General features: G+C 72.8%; 15 protein-coding genes. 8 read left to right on the top strand and 7 right to left on the bottom strand.

Going from position 1 to position 15,437, the window contains the following annotated elements; genetic code table 11:
- The first annotated feature begins 225 nt into the window (after positions 1-225).
- Complete coding sequence (locus ACZ4K2_RS27945; RefSeq protein WP_467467877.1) at positions 226-1,881, top strand: threonine/serine exporter family protein; 1,656 nt, start codon at positions 226-228, stop codon at positions 1,879-1,881.
- Between the two features lie 28 nt (positions 1,882-1,909).
- Here the strand turns inward: ACZ4K2_RS27945 and ACZ4K2_RS27940 are convergent, their stop codons facing one another.
- Positions 1,910-3,010 (bottom strand): DedA family protein, encoded by a 1,101-nt coding sequence (locus ACZ4K2_RS27940; protein WP_467467880.1) that lies wholly within the window; start codon positions 3,008-3,010, stop codon positions 1,910-1,912.
- 146 nt (positions 3,011-3,156) lie between these two features.
- Here ACZ4K2_RS27940 and ACZ4K2_RS27935 point away from each other — a divergent pair, with 146 nt between their 5' ends.
- A complete protein-coding gene (locus ACZ4K2_RS27935; RefSeq protein WP_467467882.1) occupies positions 3,157-3,522 on the top strand; it encodes a YbjQ family protein in 366 nt (121 codons plus the stop codon).
- A gap of 27 nt (positions 3,523-3,549) precedes the next feature.
- On the opposite strand, the gene ACZ4K2_RS27930 is transcribed toward ACZ4K2_RS27935, so the two are convergent.
- Positions 3,550-4,314 (bottom strand): MerR family transcriptional regulator, encoded by a 765-nt coding sequence (locus ACZ4K2_RS27930; protein WP_467467885.1) that lies wholly within the window; start codon positions 4,312-4,314, stop codon positions 3,550-3,552.
- Positions 4,315-4,425: 111 nt separating this feature from the next.
- Between ACZ4K2_RS27930 and ACZ4K2_RS27925 the strand changes: the two genes are divergently transcribed.
- Positions 4,426-5,712, top strand: coding sequence for an ion channel protein (locus ACZ4K2_RS27925; protein WP_467467887.1), 1,287 nt, complete (start codon positions 4,426-4,428; stop codon positions 5,710-5,712).
- Between the two features lie 28 nt (positions 5,713-5,740).
- On the top strand, positions 5,741-7,147 hold the full coding sequence (locus ACZ4K2_RS27920) for a glutamate decarboxylase (RefSeq protein ID WP_467467889.1): 1,407 nt from the start codon (positions 5,741-5,743) through the stop codon (positions 7,145-7,147).
- A 33-nt stretch (positions 7,148-7,180) separates the two neighbouring features.
- Here the strand turns inward: ACZ4K2_RS27920 and ACZ4K2_RS27915 are convergent, their stop codons facing one another.
- The 3 genes from ACZ4K2_RS27915 to ACZ4K2_RS27905 all read right to left on the bottom strand — a co-directional run bounded on the left by ACZ4K2_RS27915 (position 7,181) and on the right by ACZ4K2_RS27905 (position 10,338).
- Positions 7,181-7,822 carry a PadR family transcriptional regulator gene (locus tag ACZ4K2_RS27915; protein ID WP_467467891.1) on the bottom strand — a complete coding sequence of 214 codons (642 nt, stop codon included), beginning with the start codon at positions 7,820-7,822 and terminating at the stop codon, positions 7,181-7,183.
- Between the two features lie 135 nt (positions 7,823-7,957).
- Positions 7,958-9,418, bottom strand: a complete 1,461-nt coding sequence (locus ACZ4K2_RS27910) for an aldehyde dehydrogenase family protein (RefSeq protein WP_467467893.1) — start codon at positions 9,416-9,418, stop codon at positions 7,958-7,960.
- Positions 9,419-9,513: 95 nt separating this feature from the next.
- Positions 9,514-10,338 (bottom strand): helix-turn-helix domain-containing protein, encoded by an 825-nt coding sequence (locus ACZ4K2_RS27905; protein ID WP_467468804.1) that lies wholly within the window; start codon positions 10,336-10,338, stop codon positions 9,514-9,516.
- 346 nt (positions 10,339-10,684) lie between these two features.
- Here ACZ4K2_RS27905 and ACZ4K2_RS27900 point away from each other — a divergent pair, with 346 nt between their 5' ends.
- Complete coding sequence (locus ACZ4K2_RS27900; protein WP_467769976.1) at positions 10,685-11,182, top strand: ATP-binding protein; 498 nt, start codon at positions 10,685-10,687, stop codon at positions 11,180-11,182.
- A gap of 129 nt (positions 11,183-11,311) precedes the next feature.
- Here the strand turns inward: ACZ4K2_RS27900 and ACZ4K2_RS27895 are convergent, their stop codons facing one another.
- Positions 11,312-11,581: a DUF397 domain-containing protein gene (locus ACZ4K2_RS27895; protein ID WP_467467897.1), complete on the bottom strand. Its 270-nt coding sequence runs from the start codon at positions 11,579-11,581 to the stop codon at positions 11,312-11,314.
- Between the two features lie 594 nt (positions 11,582-12,175).
- Between ACZ4K2_RS27895 and ACZ4K2_RS27890 the strand changes: the two genes are divergently transcribed.
- A complete protein-coding gene (locus ACZ4K2_RS27890) occupies positions 12,176-12,628 on the top strand; it encodes a hypothetical protein (RefSeq protein WP_467467899.1) in 453 nt (150 codons plus the stop codon).
- 121 nt (positions 12,629-12,749) lie between these two features.
- A complete protein-coding gene (locus tag ACZ4K2_RS27885; RefSeq protein WP_467467902.1) occupies positions 12,750-13,265 on the top strand; it encodes a DUF4232 domain-containing protein in 516 nt (171 codons plus the stop codon).
- A gap of 13 nt (positions 13,266-13,278) precedes the next feature.
- Here the strand turns inward: ACZ4K2_RS27885 and ACZ4K2_RS27880 are convergent, their stop codons facing one another.
- A complete protein-coding gene (locus ACZ4K2_RS27880) occupies positions 13,279-14,388 on the bottom strand; it encodes a DUF2786 domain-containing protein (protein WP_467467904.1) in 1,110 nt (369 codons plus the stop codon).
- A 251-nt stretch (positions 14,389-14,639) separates the two neighbouring features.
- Between ACZ4K2_RS27880 and ACZ4K2_RS27875 the strand changes: the two genes are divergently transcribed.
- Positions 14,640-15,407, top strand: a complete 768-nt coding sequence (locus tag ACZ4K2_RS27875) for a Clp protease N-terminal domain-containing protein (protein WP_467467907.1) — start codon at positions 14,640-14,642, stop codon at positions 15,405-15,407.
- Positions 15,408-15,437: the final 30 nt, after the last annotated feature.

The following is a 15,437-nucleotide window of genomic DNA, read 5'->3' as shown; positions in this document are numbered from 1 at the left end:
CAAGTGGGGGGGCCGCACGCAGGCCGAGGCGGAGTCGGAGCGGTCCAAAAAGCGCTGCGTGGCCCGGGGGGCCCACCCCCCCCCCCCCCCCCGGCGGGCCCCCCCGCCCCCGGGGGCGCCCCGTCCGCATGTGCGCACGCTCACCCCAGGCACGATTGCCGCCCGCCCGGGTACGTGTGCGCATACTGAGGCTTACGGAAGGCGTCATTCAGGGAGCGGTGCGAGGTGACGGAGGCGGAGGACCGCAAGCCCCGGTCGGACGAGGCGCGGTACGACCCGGAGATCACGTCCGAGTTCGCCATTCCCGCGGGTCTGGGCGTCGTCAAGAGCCCCGGTGAGCCGGAGACGACGTCGGAGTTCGCGGTGCCGCGGGGGCTGGAGACGCTCCAGCCGGCGAGCGCCGAGCCGGAGGGTTCGGCGTTCAGCGTGCCGAGCACCTACAGCGCCCAGAGCGCGCCGACCGCGTTCACACCGGCCGCCGGGGTGCCGCTGGTCAGCCTGGTGAAGGACGCGCCGTGGCAGGACCGGATGCGCACGATGCTGCGCATGCCGGTGACCGAGCGGCCGGCCCCGGAGGCGGTGCAGCGCGAGGATGAGGGCGGCCCGGCCGTCCCGCGCGTGCTCGACCTGACGCTGCGCATCGGCGAGCTGCTGCTGGCCGGCGGCGAGGGCGCGGAGGACGTGGAGGCCGCGATGTTCGCGGTGTGCCGGTCCTACGGCCTGGACCGGTGCGAGCCGAACGTCACCTTCACACTGCTGTCGATCTCGCACCAGCCGTCCCTGGTGGAGGACCCGGTGACGGCGTCCCGGACGGTCCGGCGGCGCGGCACCGACTACACGCGCCTCGCGGCCGTCTTCCGGCTCGTGGACGACCTGACCGATCCGGAGACCCACGTCTCCCTGGAGGAGGCGTACCGGCGGCTGGCGGAGATACGCCGCAACCGGCACCCCTACCCGGGCTGGGCGCTCTCCCTGGCCAGCGGGCTGCTGGCCGGCGCGGCCTCCGTGCTGGTCGGCGGCGACCTGATCGTGTTCTTCGCGGCGGCCGTCGGCGCGATGCTCGGCGACCGGCTGGCCTGGCTGTGCGCGGGGCGGGGGCTGCCGGAGTTCTACCAGTTCACGGTGGCCGCGATGCCGCCCGCCGCGATCGGGGTGGCGTTCGCGCTGGCACACGTCGACGTGAAGGCGTCGGCCGTCGTCACCGGTGGCCTGTTCGCCCTGCTGCCCGGGCGGGCGCTGGTGGCGGGCGTCCAGGACGGGCTGACGGGCTTCTACATCACGGCCTCGGCGCGCCTGCTGGAGGTCATGTACTTCTTCGTCGGCATCGTCACCGGAGTCCTGATCGTCCTGTACTTCGGCGTGAAGGTCGGCGGCAAGCTGAACCCGGACGCGGCGCTGATCTCCAGCGACCGGCCGGTGGTGCAGATCGCCGCGTCGATGCTGCTGTCCCTGACGTTCGCGGTGCTGCTCCAGCAGGAGCGGTCGACCGTGCTGTGGGTGACCCTCAACGGGGGCGTGGCCTGGACGGTGTACGGCGCGATGCAGAACGTCGCCGACCTCTCGCCGGTGGCGTCCACCGCCGTGGCGGCGGGGCTGGTGGGCCTCTTCGGGCAGCTCCTGTCGCGGTACCGGTTCGCGTCGGCGCTGCCCTACACGACGGCGGCGATCGGACCGCTGCTGCCCGGTTCGGCGACGTACTTCGGGCTGCTCAGGATGGCGCAGAACGAGGTGGACAAGGGGCTGGTGGGGCTGGCGAACGCGGCGTCGCTGGCCATGGCCATCGCGATCGGGGTCAATCTGGGCTCGGAGGTCTTCCGGCTGTTCCTGCGGGTCGGCTCCGCCGGGAAGCGCCGGGCCGCCAAGCGGACCCGGGGTTTCTAGGCGTCACCGGCCCGGTGCCCGGCGGCGGCTACTGCCCGCGCTGGTCGTAGGGGTACGCGTTCGGGTCGTACTGGCCCTGGCCGTACTGGTCCTGGGGGTACTGCTCCTGGCGGTACTGCTCCTGGGGGTACTGCTCCTGGGGGTACTGCTCCTGGCCGTACGGGTTCTCGCCGTGCGGGTGCCGGCCGGGCTGGTTCTGGCCGGGCTGGTTGTGGGCGGGCGGGTGCTGGCCGTACTGGTCCTGGGGGTACTGCTGCCGGTCGTAGCCCTGGTCCTGCCGGTCGTAGCCCTGGTTCCAGTCCTGCTGGTGCTGCTGGGGCCGGCCGCCCCCGTACCCGTGCCGGCCGTACCCCTCGCCGTACTGCTGCTCGTAGGGCTGCTCCGGGTCGATGCGGCGGAGCTGGGTCGTCGAGGTGTCCATGGCCGGCGGCTGCTGGAACCGGGGTGCCCGGGGCTGCTGCGGGGCCTGCGCGGCGGCCGGGGCGGGCGGCGCGGCCTGGGCGGCCTTCTTCTCCTTGCCGCGGGCCCGGAGGAACTCGATCGCGATCGGGATCACGGAGACCAGGACGATCAGGATGAGGATCGCCTCGATGTTCTTCGTGACGAACTCGATGTTGCCGAGCCAGGAGCCGAGCAGGGTGACGCCCGCGCCCCACACGACGCCGCCGATGACGTTGAAGAGAAGGAACGAGCGGTACTTCATGCCGCTGACGCCCGCGATGATCGGCGTGAACGTGCGCACGACCGGCACGAAGCGGGCCAGGACCAGGGACTTCGGGCCGTACTTCTCGAAGAACTCGTGCGCCTTGGTGACGTTCTCCTGCTTGAACAGGCGCGAGTCGGGCCGGTTGAACAGGGACGGGCCGACCTTCTTGCCGAACATGTAGCCCGCCTGGTCGCCGAGGACCGCGGCGAGGCAGATCAGGCCGATGGCGCCCCACAGCGGGAAGTCGAGCTGGTGCGAGGTGATCAGCAGGCCGCAGGTGAACAGCAGCGAGTCGCCCGGCAGGAAGAAGCCGATGAGCAGGCCCGACTCGGCGAAGACGATGAGCAGCAGGCCCCAGATGCTGTAGGTGTCGAGCAGGTAGTTCGGGTCCAGCCAGCTCGGGCCGAGGGCGAGTGTCATCACGGGTCCGGGCTCCTGAGGGGTGAGGCGGCTACGGCGGCTGCTCCGCGTGGAGGGCCGCCCCAAGCTATCAACGTGACGCGGCCGCCCCGGGTTCCACCGGTGGCTCCAGGATGCACTGCGGGACGACTGGGAGAAAGCTGTGACCCATGGGACTCGATGACTACGGCGGCGGCCAGGGGCCCCGGTCGGACGTGCTGGTCGTGACGACGAACGACGTACCCGGGTACCGGGTGCAGTCGGTGGTGGGCGAGGTGTTCGGGCTCACCGTGCGTTCGCGGCACCTGGGCAGCCAGCTCGGCGCCGGGCTGAAGTCGATGATCGGCGGTGAGCTGAAGGGCCTCACCAAGACGCTCGTGCAGACCCGCCACCAGGCCATGGAGCGCCTGGTGGAGCAGGCACGCGCGCGTGGCGCCAACGGGGTGCTGGCCTTCCGGTTCGACGTGACCGAGGCCGCGGACACCGGCACCGAGGTGTGCGCCTACGGCACGGCCGTGGTCCTGGCCCGGGAGTGAACCCCGCGCGCTCCCGGGCCAGGGGGGTCAGGCCGCGGTGTGCCGCGCCCTGTTAGCCATGATCGCGTCCCGCAGGTACACGGCCAGTCCGGGCCGGACGGCCTCGTACGTCGCGGTGAAGCGCTCGTCGGCGACGTACATCTCGCCCAGGCATGCGTGCATCTCGTGCCCGCAGTCGTAGTACGCGCCCGTGATGAAGCGGCGGTGCTCCTCGGCGACGTCCATGGCCGCCGCCGACGCGGCGGGCACGCCGTCGGCGGCCAGGGCGGCCATGCGCCGGTGGATCGCGTCCAGCTCCCCGGTCATCCGCTTCCAGTCCTCCTTGGTGTAGAAGGCGGTGCGCCGGCGCGACTGGCGGTAGGCCTCGGTGTCGCCCCAGCGCTCCACCACCTCGTCCGCGTACCGGTCCGGGTCGAAGTCCCCGAAGACCTCGAACTTCTCCTGCGGTGTCAGGTCGATGCCCATCGTGCGTGCCTCCATGGCGTGCTCCACGGCCGCGGCCATCCGCTGCAGCTTCTCGATCCGGGCGGTCAGCAGCGCGTGCTGGCGGCGCAGGTGCGCGCGCGGGTCCGCGTCCGGGTCGTCGAGCAGGGCCGCGACCTCGTCGAGCGGGAAGCCGAGCTCCCGGTGGAACAGGATCTGCTGGAGCCGGTCGAGGTCGGCGTCGCTGTAGCGCCGGTGCCCGGCGTGCGTGCGCTCGCCGGGCACGAGCAGCCCGATCCCGTCGTAGTGGTGCAGGGTGCGCACCGTGATCCCGGCGAACCCCGCGACCTGCCCCACGGAGTAGCTCACTTTCCGCTCCTTCGGTCGGTACGCCTCCACGGTGGCGCCTCACGTCACGTGAGGTGCAAGCCGGAATCCGCTCGGGATGTTGTGTGACTTTCGTCCGCTTATGGTGAGCCCGTGGCCCCGGAGACGACGCAGCAGGCGCCCCGCGGCGCCCCTACGGCGCCGGCGCGGGCCCTGCTGCCGTTCATCCTGCCCGCCGTCGCGGTGGGGGTGGCCGCGAGCCTGCTCTTCGTCGGCGTGAGCACGGCGGCCGAGCACCTCCAGCGGGTGCTGTGGGGGCCCCTGCCGGACGCGCTCGGTGTGGGCCGCTACTCGGTCCTGTGGATGTTCACCGTGCTCGTGGCGACCGGGATCGCCGTCGGGCTGGTGGTCTGGAAGGTCCCCGGTCACGCCGGCCCCGACCCGGCCACCCTGGGCCTGGAGGCACCCGTCCTGCCGCCGGCCGTGCTGCCCGGCCTGGTGCTGGCCACCGCGCTGATGCTGGCCGGCGGGCCGAGCCTCGGCCCGGAGAACCCGGTGATCGCCGTGAACGTGGCCCTGGCGGTCCGGCTCGGCGGCCGGCTCCTGCCCCGCACGCCGGGCGCCCTGTGGCCGGTGCTGGCCGAGTCGGCCACGATCGGCGCGCTCTTCGGCACGCCGGTGGCGGCGGCGCTGGTCATCTCGGAGGCGCTGGCGGCACAGCCGACGGCGGGCCGGCTGTGGGACAACCTGTTCGCCCCGCTGACCGCCGGGGCGTGCGGGGCGATCACGACGTCCCTGGTGGCCCGCCCGAGCTTCGACCTGGGCCTGCCGCCGCTGGGCCACCCCCGCGCCGGGGACCTGCTGGCGGCGCTGGTGATCGCCCCGGCGGCCGCGCTGCTCGGCATGGTCGCCGTCCTCGCCTTCCCGTACGTCCACGCCGTCTTCCGCCGGCTGCGGCACCCGATGCTCATGCTGCCGGCCGGCGGCGTCGTCCTGGGCGCGCTGGGGGCCCTGGGCGGTCATCTGACGCTGTTCAAGGGGCTGTCCGAAGTCGGTGAGCTGTCCCGCGATCCGGAGGGCTGGACGGCGGGCCGGTTCGCCGTGATGTCGGTGGTGAAGCTGGCCGCCCTGGTCGTCGCCGCGTCGTGCGGATTCCGGGGCGGCCGGATCTTCCCCGCGGTCTTCGCGGGCAGTTCCCTGGGGCTCGCCGCCCACGCGCTCGTGCCGGCCGTCCACCCCTCGCTGGGGGTGGCGACGGGGGTCCTGGGCATGCTCCTGGCGATCACCCGGCAGGGCTGGGTGAGCCTGTTCACCGCCGCCGTCCTCGTCTCCTCGCCCGGCGTCCTCGCCCTCCTGTGCGTCGCCTCGCTCCCGGCCTGGCTGCTGGTGACGGGCCGGCGGCAGATGCAGCTGCGCGAGGACGGCACACCGCTCCGCTGATCCGCCCGATCCCCCTGGAGGAAACACCATGGCGCTGCACAAAGGTCCCGCGAGGCACGAGGAGCGGACGGTGTCGGTCAACCCGTTCTTCGGGGAGGCCAACCCGGTCGGCGGCATGACCGAGGCCCCGCCCACGCACCGGCTCCCGGACGCCCCGATGCCCCCGTCCACCGCCTACCAGCTGGTCCACGACGAGCTGATGCTGGACGGCAACTCCCGGCTGAACCTGGCCACCTTCGTCACCACCTGGATGGAGCCGCAGGCCGGGGTGCTGATGGGCGAGTGCCGGGACAAGAACATGATCGACAAGGACGAGTACCCGCGCACCGCCGAGCTGGAGCGGCGCTGCGTGGCGATGCTCGCCGACCTGTGGAACGCGCCGGACCCGGCGGCGGCCGTGGGCTGCTCGACGACCGGGTCGAGCGAGGCGTGCATGCTCGCCGGCATGGCGCTGAAGCGGCGCTGGGCGAAGCGGAACGCCGACCGGTACCCGGGCGCGCGCCCCAACCTGGTCATGGGCGTCAACGTCCAGGTGTGCTGGGAGAAGTTCTGCAACTTCTGGGAGGTGGAGGCCCGGCTGGTCCCGATGGACGGCGACCGCTTCCACCTGGACCCGCAGGCCGCCGTCGAGCTGTGCGACGAGAACACCATCGGGGTGGTCGGCATCCTCGGCTCCACCTTCGACGGCTCCTACGAGCCGGTCGCGGAGCTGTGCGCGGCCCTGGACGGCCTCCACGAGGTCACCGGCCTGGACATCCCGGTGCACGTGGACGGCGCCTCGGGCGGCATGGTGGCGCCGTTCCTGGACGAGGACCTGGTGTGGGACTTCCGCCTCCCGCGGGTGGCGTCGATCAACACCTCGGGGCACAAGTACGGGCTGGTCTACCCGGGCGTCGGCTGGGCCCTGTGGCGGGACCGGGAGGCGCTCCCGGACGAGCTGGTGTTCCGGGTCAACTACCTCGGCGGGGACATGCCCACCTTCGCCCTCAACTTCTCCCGGCCCGGCGCCCAGGTGGTGGCGCAGTACTACACCTTCCTGCGGCTGGGCCGGGAGGGCTACCGGGCGGTGCAGCAGTGCACCCGGGACGTGGCGACCTCGCTCGCCGGGAAGATCGAGGCGCTCGGCGACTTCCGGCTGCTCACGCGCGGGGACCAGTTGCCCGTGTTCGCGCTGACCACGAACGAGGGCATCACGTCGTACGACGTCTTCGACGTGTCCCGGCGGCTGCGCGAGAGCGGCTGGCTGGTGCCCGCCTACACCTTCCCGGCCAACCGCGAGGACCTGTCCGTGCTGCGGATCGTGTGCCGCAACGGCTTCTCGCACGACCTGGCCGACCTGTTCGTGGACGACCTGGCCCGGCTGCTGCCGGAGCTGCGCCGCCAGCCGCACCCGCTGACCCACGACAAGGACGCGGCCACGAGCTTCCACCACTAGAAGGTTTCGTCCGGGGTGAGGCCGGCGCCGTCGTCAGCGGTCGTCCTCCGGGTGCCGCTCCCCCGTCGCGTACGGGTTCTCCCGGCCGTCGGCGAGCACCCCGACGAAGGGCTCGCCCTCGCCCGCGAAGGTGTACGCGCCCGCCTCCACGCGGGCGATCAGGCCCCGGGTCCAGGACTCGTCGGAGTCGGCCGTGTGCAGCCACATGCCCATGATCTCGCCGATGTGGCCGAGCTGTCCGGGGCCGCCCTCGGGGACGTAGTGCTCGGTGACGGAGGCCCGCCGGCGCTCGATGCGGCGGATCCGCTCCCGCAGCAGGGCGAGGACCTCGGCGCGGGGCAGGTCGACCATGAAGCCGAGGGCCGCCGTCTGGACGTCCGCCTCCTGGTCGTAGGAGACGAGGGAGTCGCGCAGCAGCCGGAAGTACTCCTCGGTGCCGCGGTCCGTGATCTCGTACTCGGTCCGCGGCGGCCCGCCGGCCGTGGACGGCGCGGTCTCGTGCGCGTGCAGCAGTCCCTGCCGGGCCATCTGCTTCAGGGCGTGGTAGACGGAGCCCGGCCGGGCGTGGGACCACTCGTGCGCGCCCCAGTACTCCAGGTCGCCGCGGACCTGGTAGCCGTGGGCCCGGCCGTGCTGGCGGACCGCGCCCAGCACGAGGAGACGGATCGCTGACATGCGGTCCAGGTTATGGCCGAGCCCGGCCCGGGCGGACGGCGGCGTCCGGGGCCGGGACCGCGGCGGTGCGCCGGGGACGCGACGGGCCCGGGCGGACGGCGGCCGTCCGCGCGGGCCCGGGCGGGGGCGGAGGGCTCAGAACGGGAATCCGCTGCGGCCGTGCTGCACCGAGATCCACTTGACCGTGGTGAACGCCTCCATCGTCGTCTCGCCGTTGAGGCGGCCGAGGCCGGAGTGCTTCTCGCCGCCGAAGGGCACGATCGGCTCGTCGTGGACGGTGCCGTCGTTCACGTGGAACATGCCGGTGTCGATCCGCTTGGCGAAGGCCACGCCCCGCTCGACGTCCCCGGTGTGCACGGCGCCGCTCAGGCCGTACGGGGTGCCGTTGACGATCCGGACCGCCTCCTCCTCGCCGTCGAACGGGACGAGGAAGACGACCGGGCCGAAGACCTCCTGCCGCAGCAGCGCGGAGTCGGCGGGCAGACCGGTCAGCACGCTGGGCTCGACGAGGTTGTTCGTCGTGGTGCCCCGCACCAGGGCGGTGGCGCCCTCGGCGACCGCCTGCTCGACGGTGCCGGAGACCGCGTGGGCCTGGGCGGAGTTGATCACCGGCCCGATCACGGTCTGCGGGTCGCGCGGGTCGCCCACCTTCAGGCTCCGCACCTTCGCCACGAACTTCTCGGTGAACTCCTCGGCGACCGAGCGGTCCACGAGGACGCGGTTGGCGGCCATGCAGACCTGCCCCTGGTGCACGAACCGGCTGAAGACCGCCGCGTCCACCGCGTAGTCGACGTCGGCGTCGTCCAGGACCACCAGCGCGCTGTTGCCGCCCAGTTCGAGGACGGAGCGCTTGAAGTGCCCGGCGCACACGGTGGCCACGTGCCGGCCGACCTTGTCGGAGCCGGTGAAGGAGATGACCTTCGGGACGGGGTGCTCGATGAACGCGTCGCCGATCTCGGCGATGTCGGTGACGACGACGTTGAGCAGGCCGCCGGGCAGCCCCGCCTCCTCGAAGATCTTCCCGATCAGGGTGCCGCCGGCGATCGGGGTGTTCTGGTGCGGCTTGAGCACCACGCCGTTGCCGAGGGCCAGGGCCGGGGCGACCGACTTCAGCGACAGCAGGAAGGGGAAGTTGAAGGGGCTGATCACGCCCACCACGCCGACCGGTACGCGGTAGACGCGGTTCTCCTTGCCCTCGGTCGGGGAGGGCAGGATCCTGCCCTCGGGCCGCAGCGCGAGGTGGACCGACTCGCGCAGGAACTCCTTGGCGAGGTGCAGTTCGAACCCCGCCTTCACGCGGGTGCCGCCGAGCTCCGCGATGATCAGGTCGGCTATCTCCTGCTCGTGGTCCTCCACCCACCGCAGCGCGCGCTCGAAGACGCCGCGCCGGGTGTAGGGGTTGGTCTCGGCCCACTTCCGCTGGGCGCGGGCCGCCGCCCGGTACGCCCGATCCACCTCGTCGACCGTGGCCACGGTGATGGAGGCCAGCTTCTCGTCGTCGTAGGGGTTGAAGTCGATGACGTCCCAGGAGCCCGTGCCCGGACGCCACTCGCCGTCGATGTACTGCTGGGCCAGGTCGGTGAACCAGGACGCCATGTCATCCCTCAATCGCTAGCGGACACCAGATCTACGCCAGGTCTGATCGGACGTCATGGTACGCGCGAGTAGGGCGAGTTGAGCGGGGATCCCGGTCAGAGGAGCTGCCGGAGACCGCGGAGCAGGTCCCGGCTCTCGTCCGGGCCCGGGCTGTCCTGCTGGAGCTCCTTCAGGGCCTGCTCGTACTGGGCGACGTCCTCGCGCTTGTCCAGGTAGAGCGCGCTGGTGAGCTGCTCCAGGTAGACCACGTCGGAGAGGTCCGACTCGGGGAAGCTGAGGATGGTGAAGGCGCCGCTCTCACCGGAGTGCCCGCCGAAGCCGAACGGCATGACCTGGAGCCGTACGTGGGGCTGCTCGGAGACGTCGATCAGGTGCTGGAGCTGTCCGCGCATCACCTCGCGGTCCCCGTAGGGGCGGCGCAGGGCGGCCTCGTCCAGGATGATGTGGAACTCCGGCGCGCTGTCGGAGCACAGGTGCTTCTGCCGCTCCAGGCGCAGGGCGACCCGGCGTTCGACGTCGGCGTCGCTCGCGCCCTTCATGCCGCGCCGGACCACCGCGCGGGCGTACTCCTCGGTCTGGAGCAGGCCGTGCACGAACTGCACCTCGTAGGCGCGGATCGAGGTGGCGGCGCCCTCCAGGCCCACGTAGGTGGGGAACCAGGTGGGCAGCACGTCGGTGTAACTGTGCCACCAGCCGGCCACGTTGGCCTCACGGGCGAGGGAGAGCAGCGCCTCGCGCTCGGCCTCGTCGGTGATGCCGTACAGCGTCAGCAGGTCCTCGACGTCTCTGGTCTTGAAGCCCACCCGGCCCAGCTCCATCCGGCTGATCTTCGACTCGGAGGCGCGGATCGAGTAACCCGCCGCCTCGCGCGTGATCCCCCGCGCCTCCCGCAGTCGCCTCAGTTGCGAGCCGAGCAGCATCCGCCGCACCACCGATCCGGGCTCTCCCGCGCTCACCTTCGCCAGCCTCCCCAACCGTCTCCAAGGGCCGAAGTCTGCCACTAAAACACTTCGAGCAGTACTCGTCCGGTTACGGAAACGGAAAGACCTCGGCCGATTCCGGCGGGTCCGGACCGGCCAGAGGTCCGGACCTCTGGCAAAGACCAGCGGGAAGATGGCAGAAAAAATGGCCAAGAAGCGGTACGGGAGGTGTCATTTCGGTCGCGTGCACGTGCATCTGCCCTTGCATCCGCTCTACGCATCCGAAACCATGGGAGTCGCGCCACCGCTGCATCGCAACGACCGCGAATTCCCGGGAGTGCCTCGCATGGGGACGAATGGATCGACCATGCTCAAGCCGTTACGGCAGGGCCTTCCGCCGCTGGATCCCGCGGCCGTGTCCGATGCCGCCTCCTGCGCCCTCCCCGCCCGCTACGAGGCGGTGCGCGAGGCCCGGCGCTTCACCCGGGACACCCTGGACGGCTGGAACGTCGGCGAGCGCTTCGACGACATCTGTCTGGTCGTCTCCGAACTCGTCACCAACGCCCTGCGCCACGCCGTGCCGTCCGAGCCGTGCCGCACCGACGCGCACCACGCGGCCGTGCGGCTGCACCTGCTGAGCTGGACCGGCCGGCTGGTCTGCGCGGTGCGCGACCCGAGCCACGAGACGCCCGTACCCCAGGACTCGGACGACTTCGCCGCCGAGTCCGGCCGCGGCCTGTTCCTGGTCGAGTCGTTCGCCGACAGCTGGGGCTGGCACCCGCTCCCGGGCCCGCTGGAAGGCAAGATGGTCTGGGCGCTGTTCCGGCTCAAGACCGTCGGCTGAGTGGTCTGCCGCGCCCGCGGCCGCCCGGGTCCTGAACGCGTACGCCCGTCTGCCGGCCGGATGGGCCGGACATGCCGCCGGGACGCCGTCCGACATCGTTGCCAACGGTCACGGGGCCGGCGCCGACGGTCAGCTCACGATCAGGTGGTCGAACTCGCCGTCCTTGACGCCGAGCAGCATGGCCTCGATCTCCGCGCGCGTGTAGACGAGCGCCGGACCGTCCGGGAAGCGCGAGTTGCGCACGGCGACCTCACCGCCCGGCAGTCGCGCGAACTCCACGCAGGAACCCTGCGAGTTGCTGTGCCTGCTCTTCTGCCAGGCCACGCCGTCCAGTTGCGTGGCAGCCATACCGTTGTACACGCCGTACCCCCTGTACACGTTGTCAACGTCGCGGTCCACAGGTCGCTCCCCGGTGGTGCACTGGCTGCTGAGGCCATGGATGCTGTGGTCAACTGACCCGGATCATAACTTGCTTCACGTGCAGGTACATGAGCAGATGCACGTGCACGGGGGGTGGTCCCGCGATTACAGCTTTGACGTGCCCTTTACCCGGTCCGCTCCAGCGCCTGCTCGAGAGCAGGCAGGACATGCGCCCGCCGGCCCTCGTCCATGATCATGCGCGCCGGCATCCGCGCCGGGGCGTCCGGGGTGAACCCCTCGTGTACTAGAGAGAGACGCGTACGACGCCGTTCCTGTTCCAGGGTTCGGGAGACCGTTCGCCTGGTGGGACCGGCCGGGCCGGCACCCGCCCGCCGGAGGGGCGGCTTCCGCCCGGTGCCGCGGTGCCGGACGGCTGCCGTACGGGGGCCGCCGCCGCCCGGAGGCGGCCGCGGGAGGCGGGTACCGCCGGTTCCGGCGTCACTCCTTCCGGTGGTCCCCGGGGTGACTGCTGGTAACTTGCGCTGCGGTGCCGCCCGGCCGGGCGGCCGGCCGCTACCGCTTGGGGGCTTTCCGGTGACGTGTGCGACGGCGAGAGCGCGGGGAGCGGCCCTGGTGGCCGCGGGACTGGCCGGCGCGCTGGCCCTGACGGCGTGCGGCGGTGGCGGCTCCGGGAAGGACGACGGTTCCCCGGTGGCGCCGAGCGCGCCCTCGGCCCCGCCGTCGGCCGCGGCCTCCGCGGCGGGGACCGGCGCCGCCGGGATCGAGGGGAGCTGGGTCAGCAGCGCCGGGGGCAAGATCCTGGCACTGGTGATCAACGGGGGCCGGGCCGGGCTGTTCGTGACCGGCGGGACCATGTGCAACGGGACCACGGACGCCGGGAACGGTACCTCGACCATCCGTCTGACCTGCGGCGACGGTAACGAGAGCCGGACCACCGGCACGCTCGAACCGGTCGGCGGCACGACCCTGCGGGTGACCTGGTCGGGCGCGGCCGGCCAGGAGACGTACACCAAGGCGGACGGCGGGAAGCTGCCCTCGGGCCTGCCGACGGCGCTCGGCCGCTGAGCCGCGGGCGGGGCCGGGACCCGCGCCGCGGCCGGCCGCCGAAGAGGGGTGCGCGAGCGGGGCCCGGGCGCACGCGCCATGATGCTGGGGCACCGACACCACCAGGACAGGGACACAGCTCATGCGCGTCATTCCGCTCACCGTCACCGCCCTCGCCGCCGCACTGCTGCTGACCGCCTGCGACGGTGGTGGCGGCAAGGCCGGGGACAAGGCCGGGTCGGCCTGCGAGATCGGCGGGGTCTCCGTGCAGATCGGCACGGCGAGCGTGGCCCCGGCCGCCGGGGACAGCGGCGAGATCCCGGTGAGCATCACCAACCAGAGCGCCCCCTGCACCCTGGACCACTTCCCCGCGGTCACGCTGGAGGCCGGCGGCGCCGGGAAGCCCGTGCCCGTGCTGAAGGGGGCGAAGGCGCAGTCCCTGAAGCTCGCCAAGGGCGACTCCGCGAGCTTCTCCATCGGCTACGTGCGCGGTAAGGACGGCGACCGGAACGCCGTGGCGGCCAAGACCGTGAAGATCAGCCTGCCGGGCTCGGACACCAGCCGGAGCTTCCCCTGGAGCTACGGCCCGGTCGCCGGCAAGGGCGACGGGAGCGGACCGGACGCCTCCGTGAGCGCCTTCCAGCAGGTCGGCGACTGACGCTCACCGGCGCTCACTCCAGTCCGGGACGGGCCCTGACCTGGGCACGGTCCGCCGCGCGCGCTCCTTCCGTCCAGCCCGCCGCGTCGCTGACGCCGCGCAGCCGGGTCGTGGTGGTCTCCGGGAACATGCGCTCCAGCCGCCCGGTGACGGCCGTCTCGCGCGTGGCCAGCACCGGCAGCAGGTCCCGGGTCACCTGGGTCTCGGCGGCGGCCGCGAGCCGGTCGCCGACGCGGTGGGCGTAGGCGGCGAGGAACGACTGCCGGAAGGTCTTGGTGCGCTTGCGCCCGCCGGCCCGCTGGGCCGCCTCGGCCCGGGTCATCGCGTGCGTGGCCTGGACCAGCAGCGAGGTGTGGAGCAGCTCGACCACCTCCAGGTCCGCCTCGAAGCCGACGACCGTGGAGAAGCCGAACGGTTCGTTCCACACCGCGCGGCAGTGGTTCGCCGTGGCCACCGCGTCCAGCAGGACCGCCTTGGCCTGCTCGTACGGCGGCTCGACCCCGATGCGGCAGGCGCCGGGCGCGTCCGGCGCGGGCGCTCCGGCGGCGAGCAGCGCCTCGTCGACGCTGTGCCGGGCCATCAGCTCCTGCGCCTTGGCGCTGAGCGCCTCCGCCTCCTCCGGGTAGCCGGTCGCCTCGGCCTTGGCGAGCAGGGCGCGGATGCGGGTGAGCGTGCGGGAGGCGGCCGGGCCGGGGGCGCGGCGCGGCTCCTCCTCCAAGGGCTCCAGGGCGGGCAGGCGCAACAGCAGGCGGTACAGCTCCAGGACGGCCGTGGCGTGCGAGAAGCGGTCGGCCGGGCGCCCGGGGGCGGGGGGCAGCGCCGCCAGCTGGCCGGCCCAGCGGCGCCCGCGCGGCCGGTCCCGCCCGGCCTGGGCCCGGATCAGCGCGGCGGCCAGAGCGGCGTGCGCGTCCTCCAGCTCGCGCCGCACCAGCCGTACGACGTCGGCGGGCTGCCAGCCGCGCCGCCAGGCCGTCGCCATGAAGTCCTCGCCGCGGCGGGCGAGTTCGCCGTCGGCGGCCGGGTCGGCGGCGAGCAGGGAGGCACCGGTGTCGAGGCCGGCGTCGGAGTCGTCGTAGAGGGCGGCCCGGAAGGCCTGCTCGACGGTGCTGGCGGTACTGGTCACACCGCCGATCGTGCCACGTGCCGCCGACACCGGGCGGCGGCCGTCCACAGCCTGTGGACAACCGGGGCCCGCGGCTCCTCCGACGCACGGGCGCGCGGCCCGTCCGAGAGGGGCGCGCGGCTCGTCAGCGGGTCGGTGTTCGCCGGGCTCGTGGTACGGCCGGCGGCCACGCCCGAGTAGGCGCCGAGGACACCTGGGGGGCATGTCAACCAGTGGTTGACAGAGGAGGGGTGGCAACCTACGGTTGACGCATGGCGAGCAACCGGAAGAGCACGGCATCCGTGCGCCTCGACGACCTCATCGAGGCCATCAAGAAGGTCCACCCCGAACCCCTCGACCAGCTCCAGGACGCGGTGATCGCCGCGGATCACCTCGGTGACGTGGCCGATCACCTGATCGGTCACTTCGTCGACCAGGCCCGCCGCTCGGGCGCGTCCTGGACCGACATCGGCCGCAGCATGGGGGTCACCCGGCAGGCGGCGCAGAAGCGGTTCGTCCCCAAGGAGTCCGCCGACCTCGACCCGAGCCAGGGCTTCAGCCGCTACACCCCCCGCGCCCGGAACGTGGTCATGAGCGCGCACAACGAGGCCGTGGCCGCCGGCGGCGCCGAGGGCCGCCCCGAGCACCTGGTCCTCGGCCTGCTGGCCGAGCCCGACGGCCTGGCCGCCAAGGCGATCACCGCGCAGGGCGTCACCCTGGACGCCGTGCGCCGGTCGGCCGCCGCCGCGCTGCCGCCCGCCGCGGACGACGCCCCCGAACTCGTCCCCTACGGCCCCGACGCCAAGAAGGTCCTGGAACTCACCTTCCGCGAGGCCCTCCGGCTCGGCCACAACTACATCGGTACCGAGCACATCCTGCTGGCCCTGCTGGAGCACGAGAACGGCGAGGGCGTCCTCAGCGGCCTCGGCATCGCCAAGGAGGCCACCGAGGAGAGGATCACCGAGATGCTCGCCCTGCTGCGGGACGTCGCGCCCGAGGGGGACGGCTCCCGGGAGCGGGCGGAGGGCACGGCTCCGTGACACCGTGCGAGCAGGCGGCAACGCAGGTGA

The sequence above is a fragment of the Streptomyces sp. NPDC025833 genome (assembly GCF_055558055.1).
This window is presented reverse-complemented; position numbering and strand designations above follow the sequence as displayed.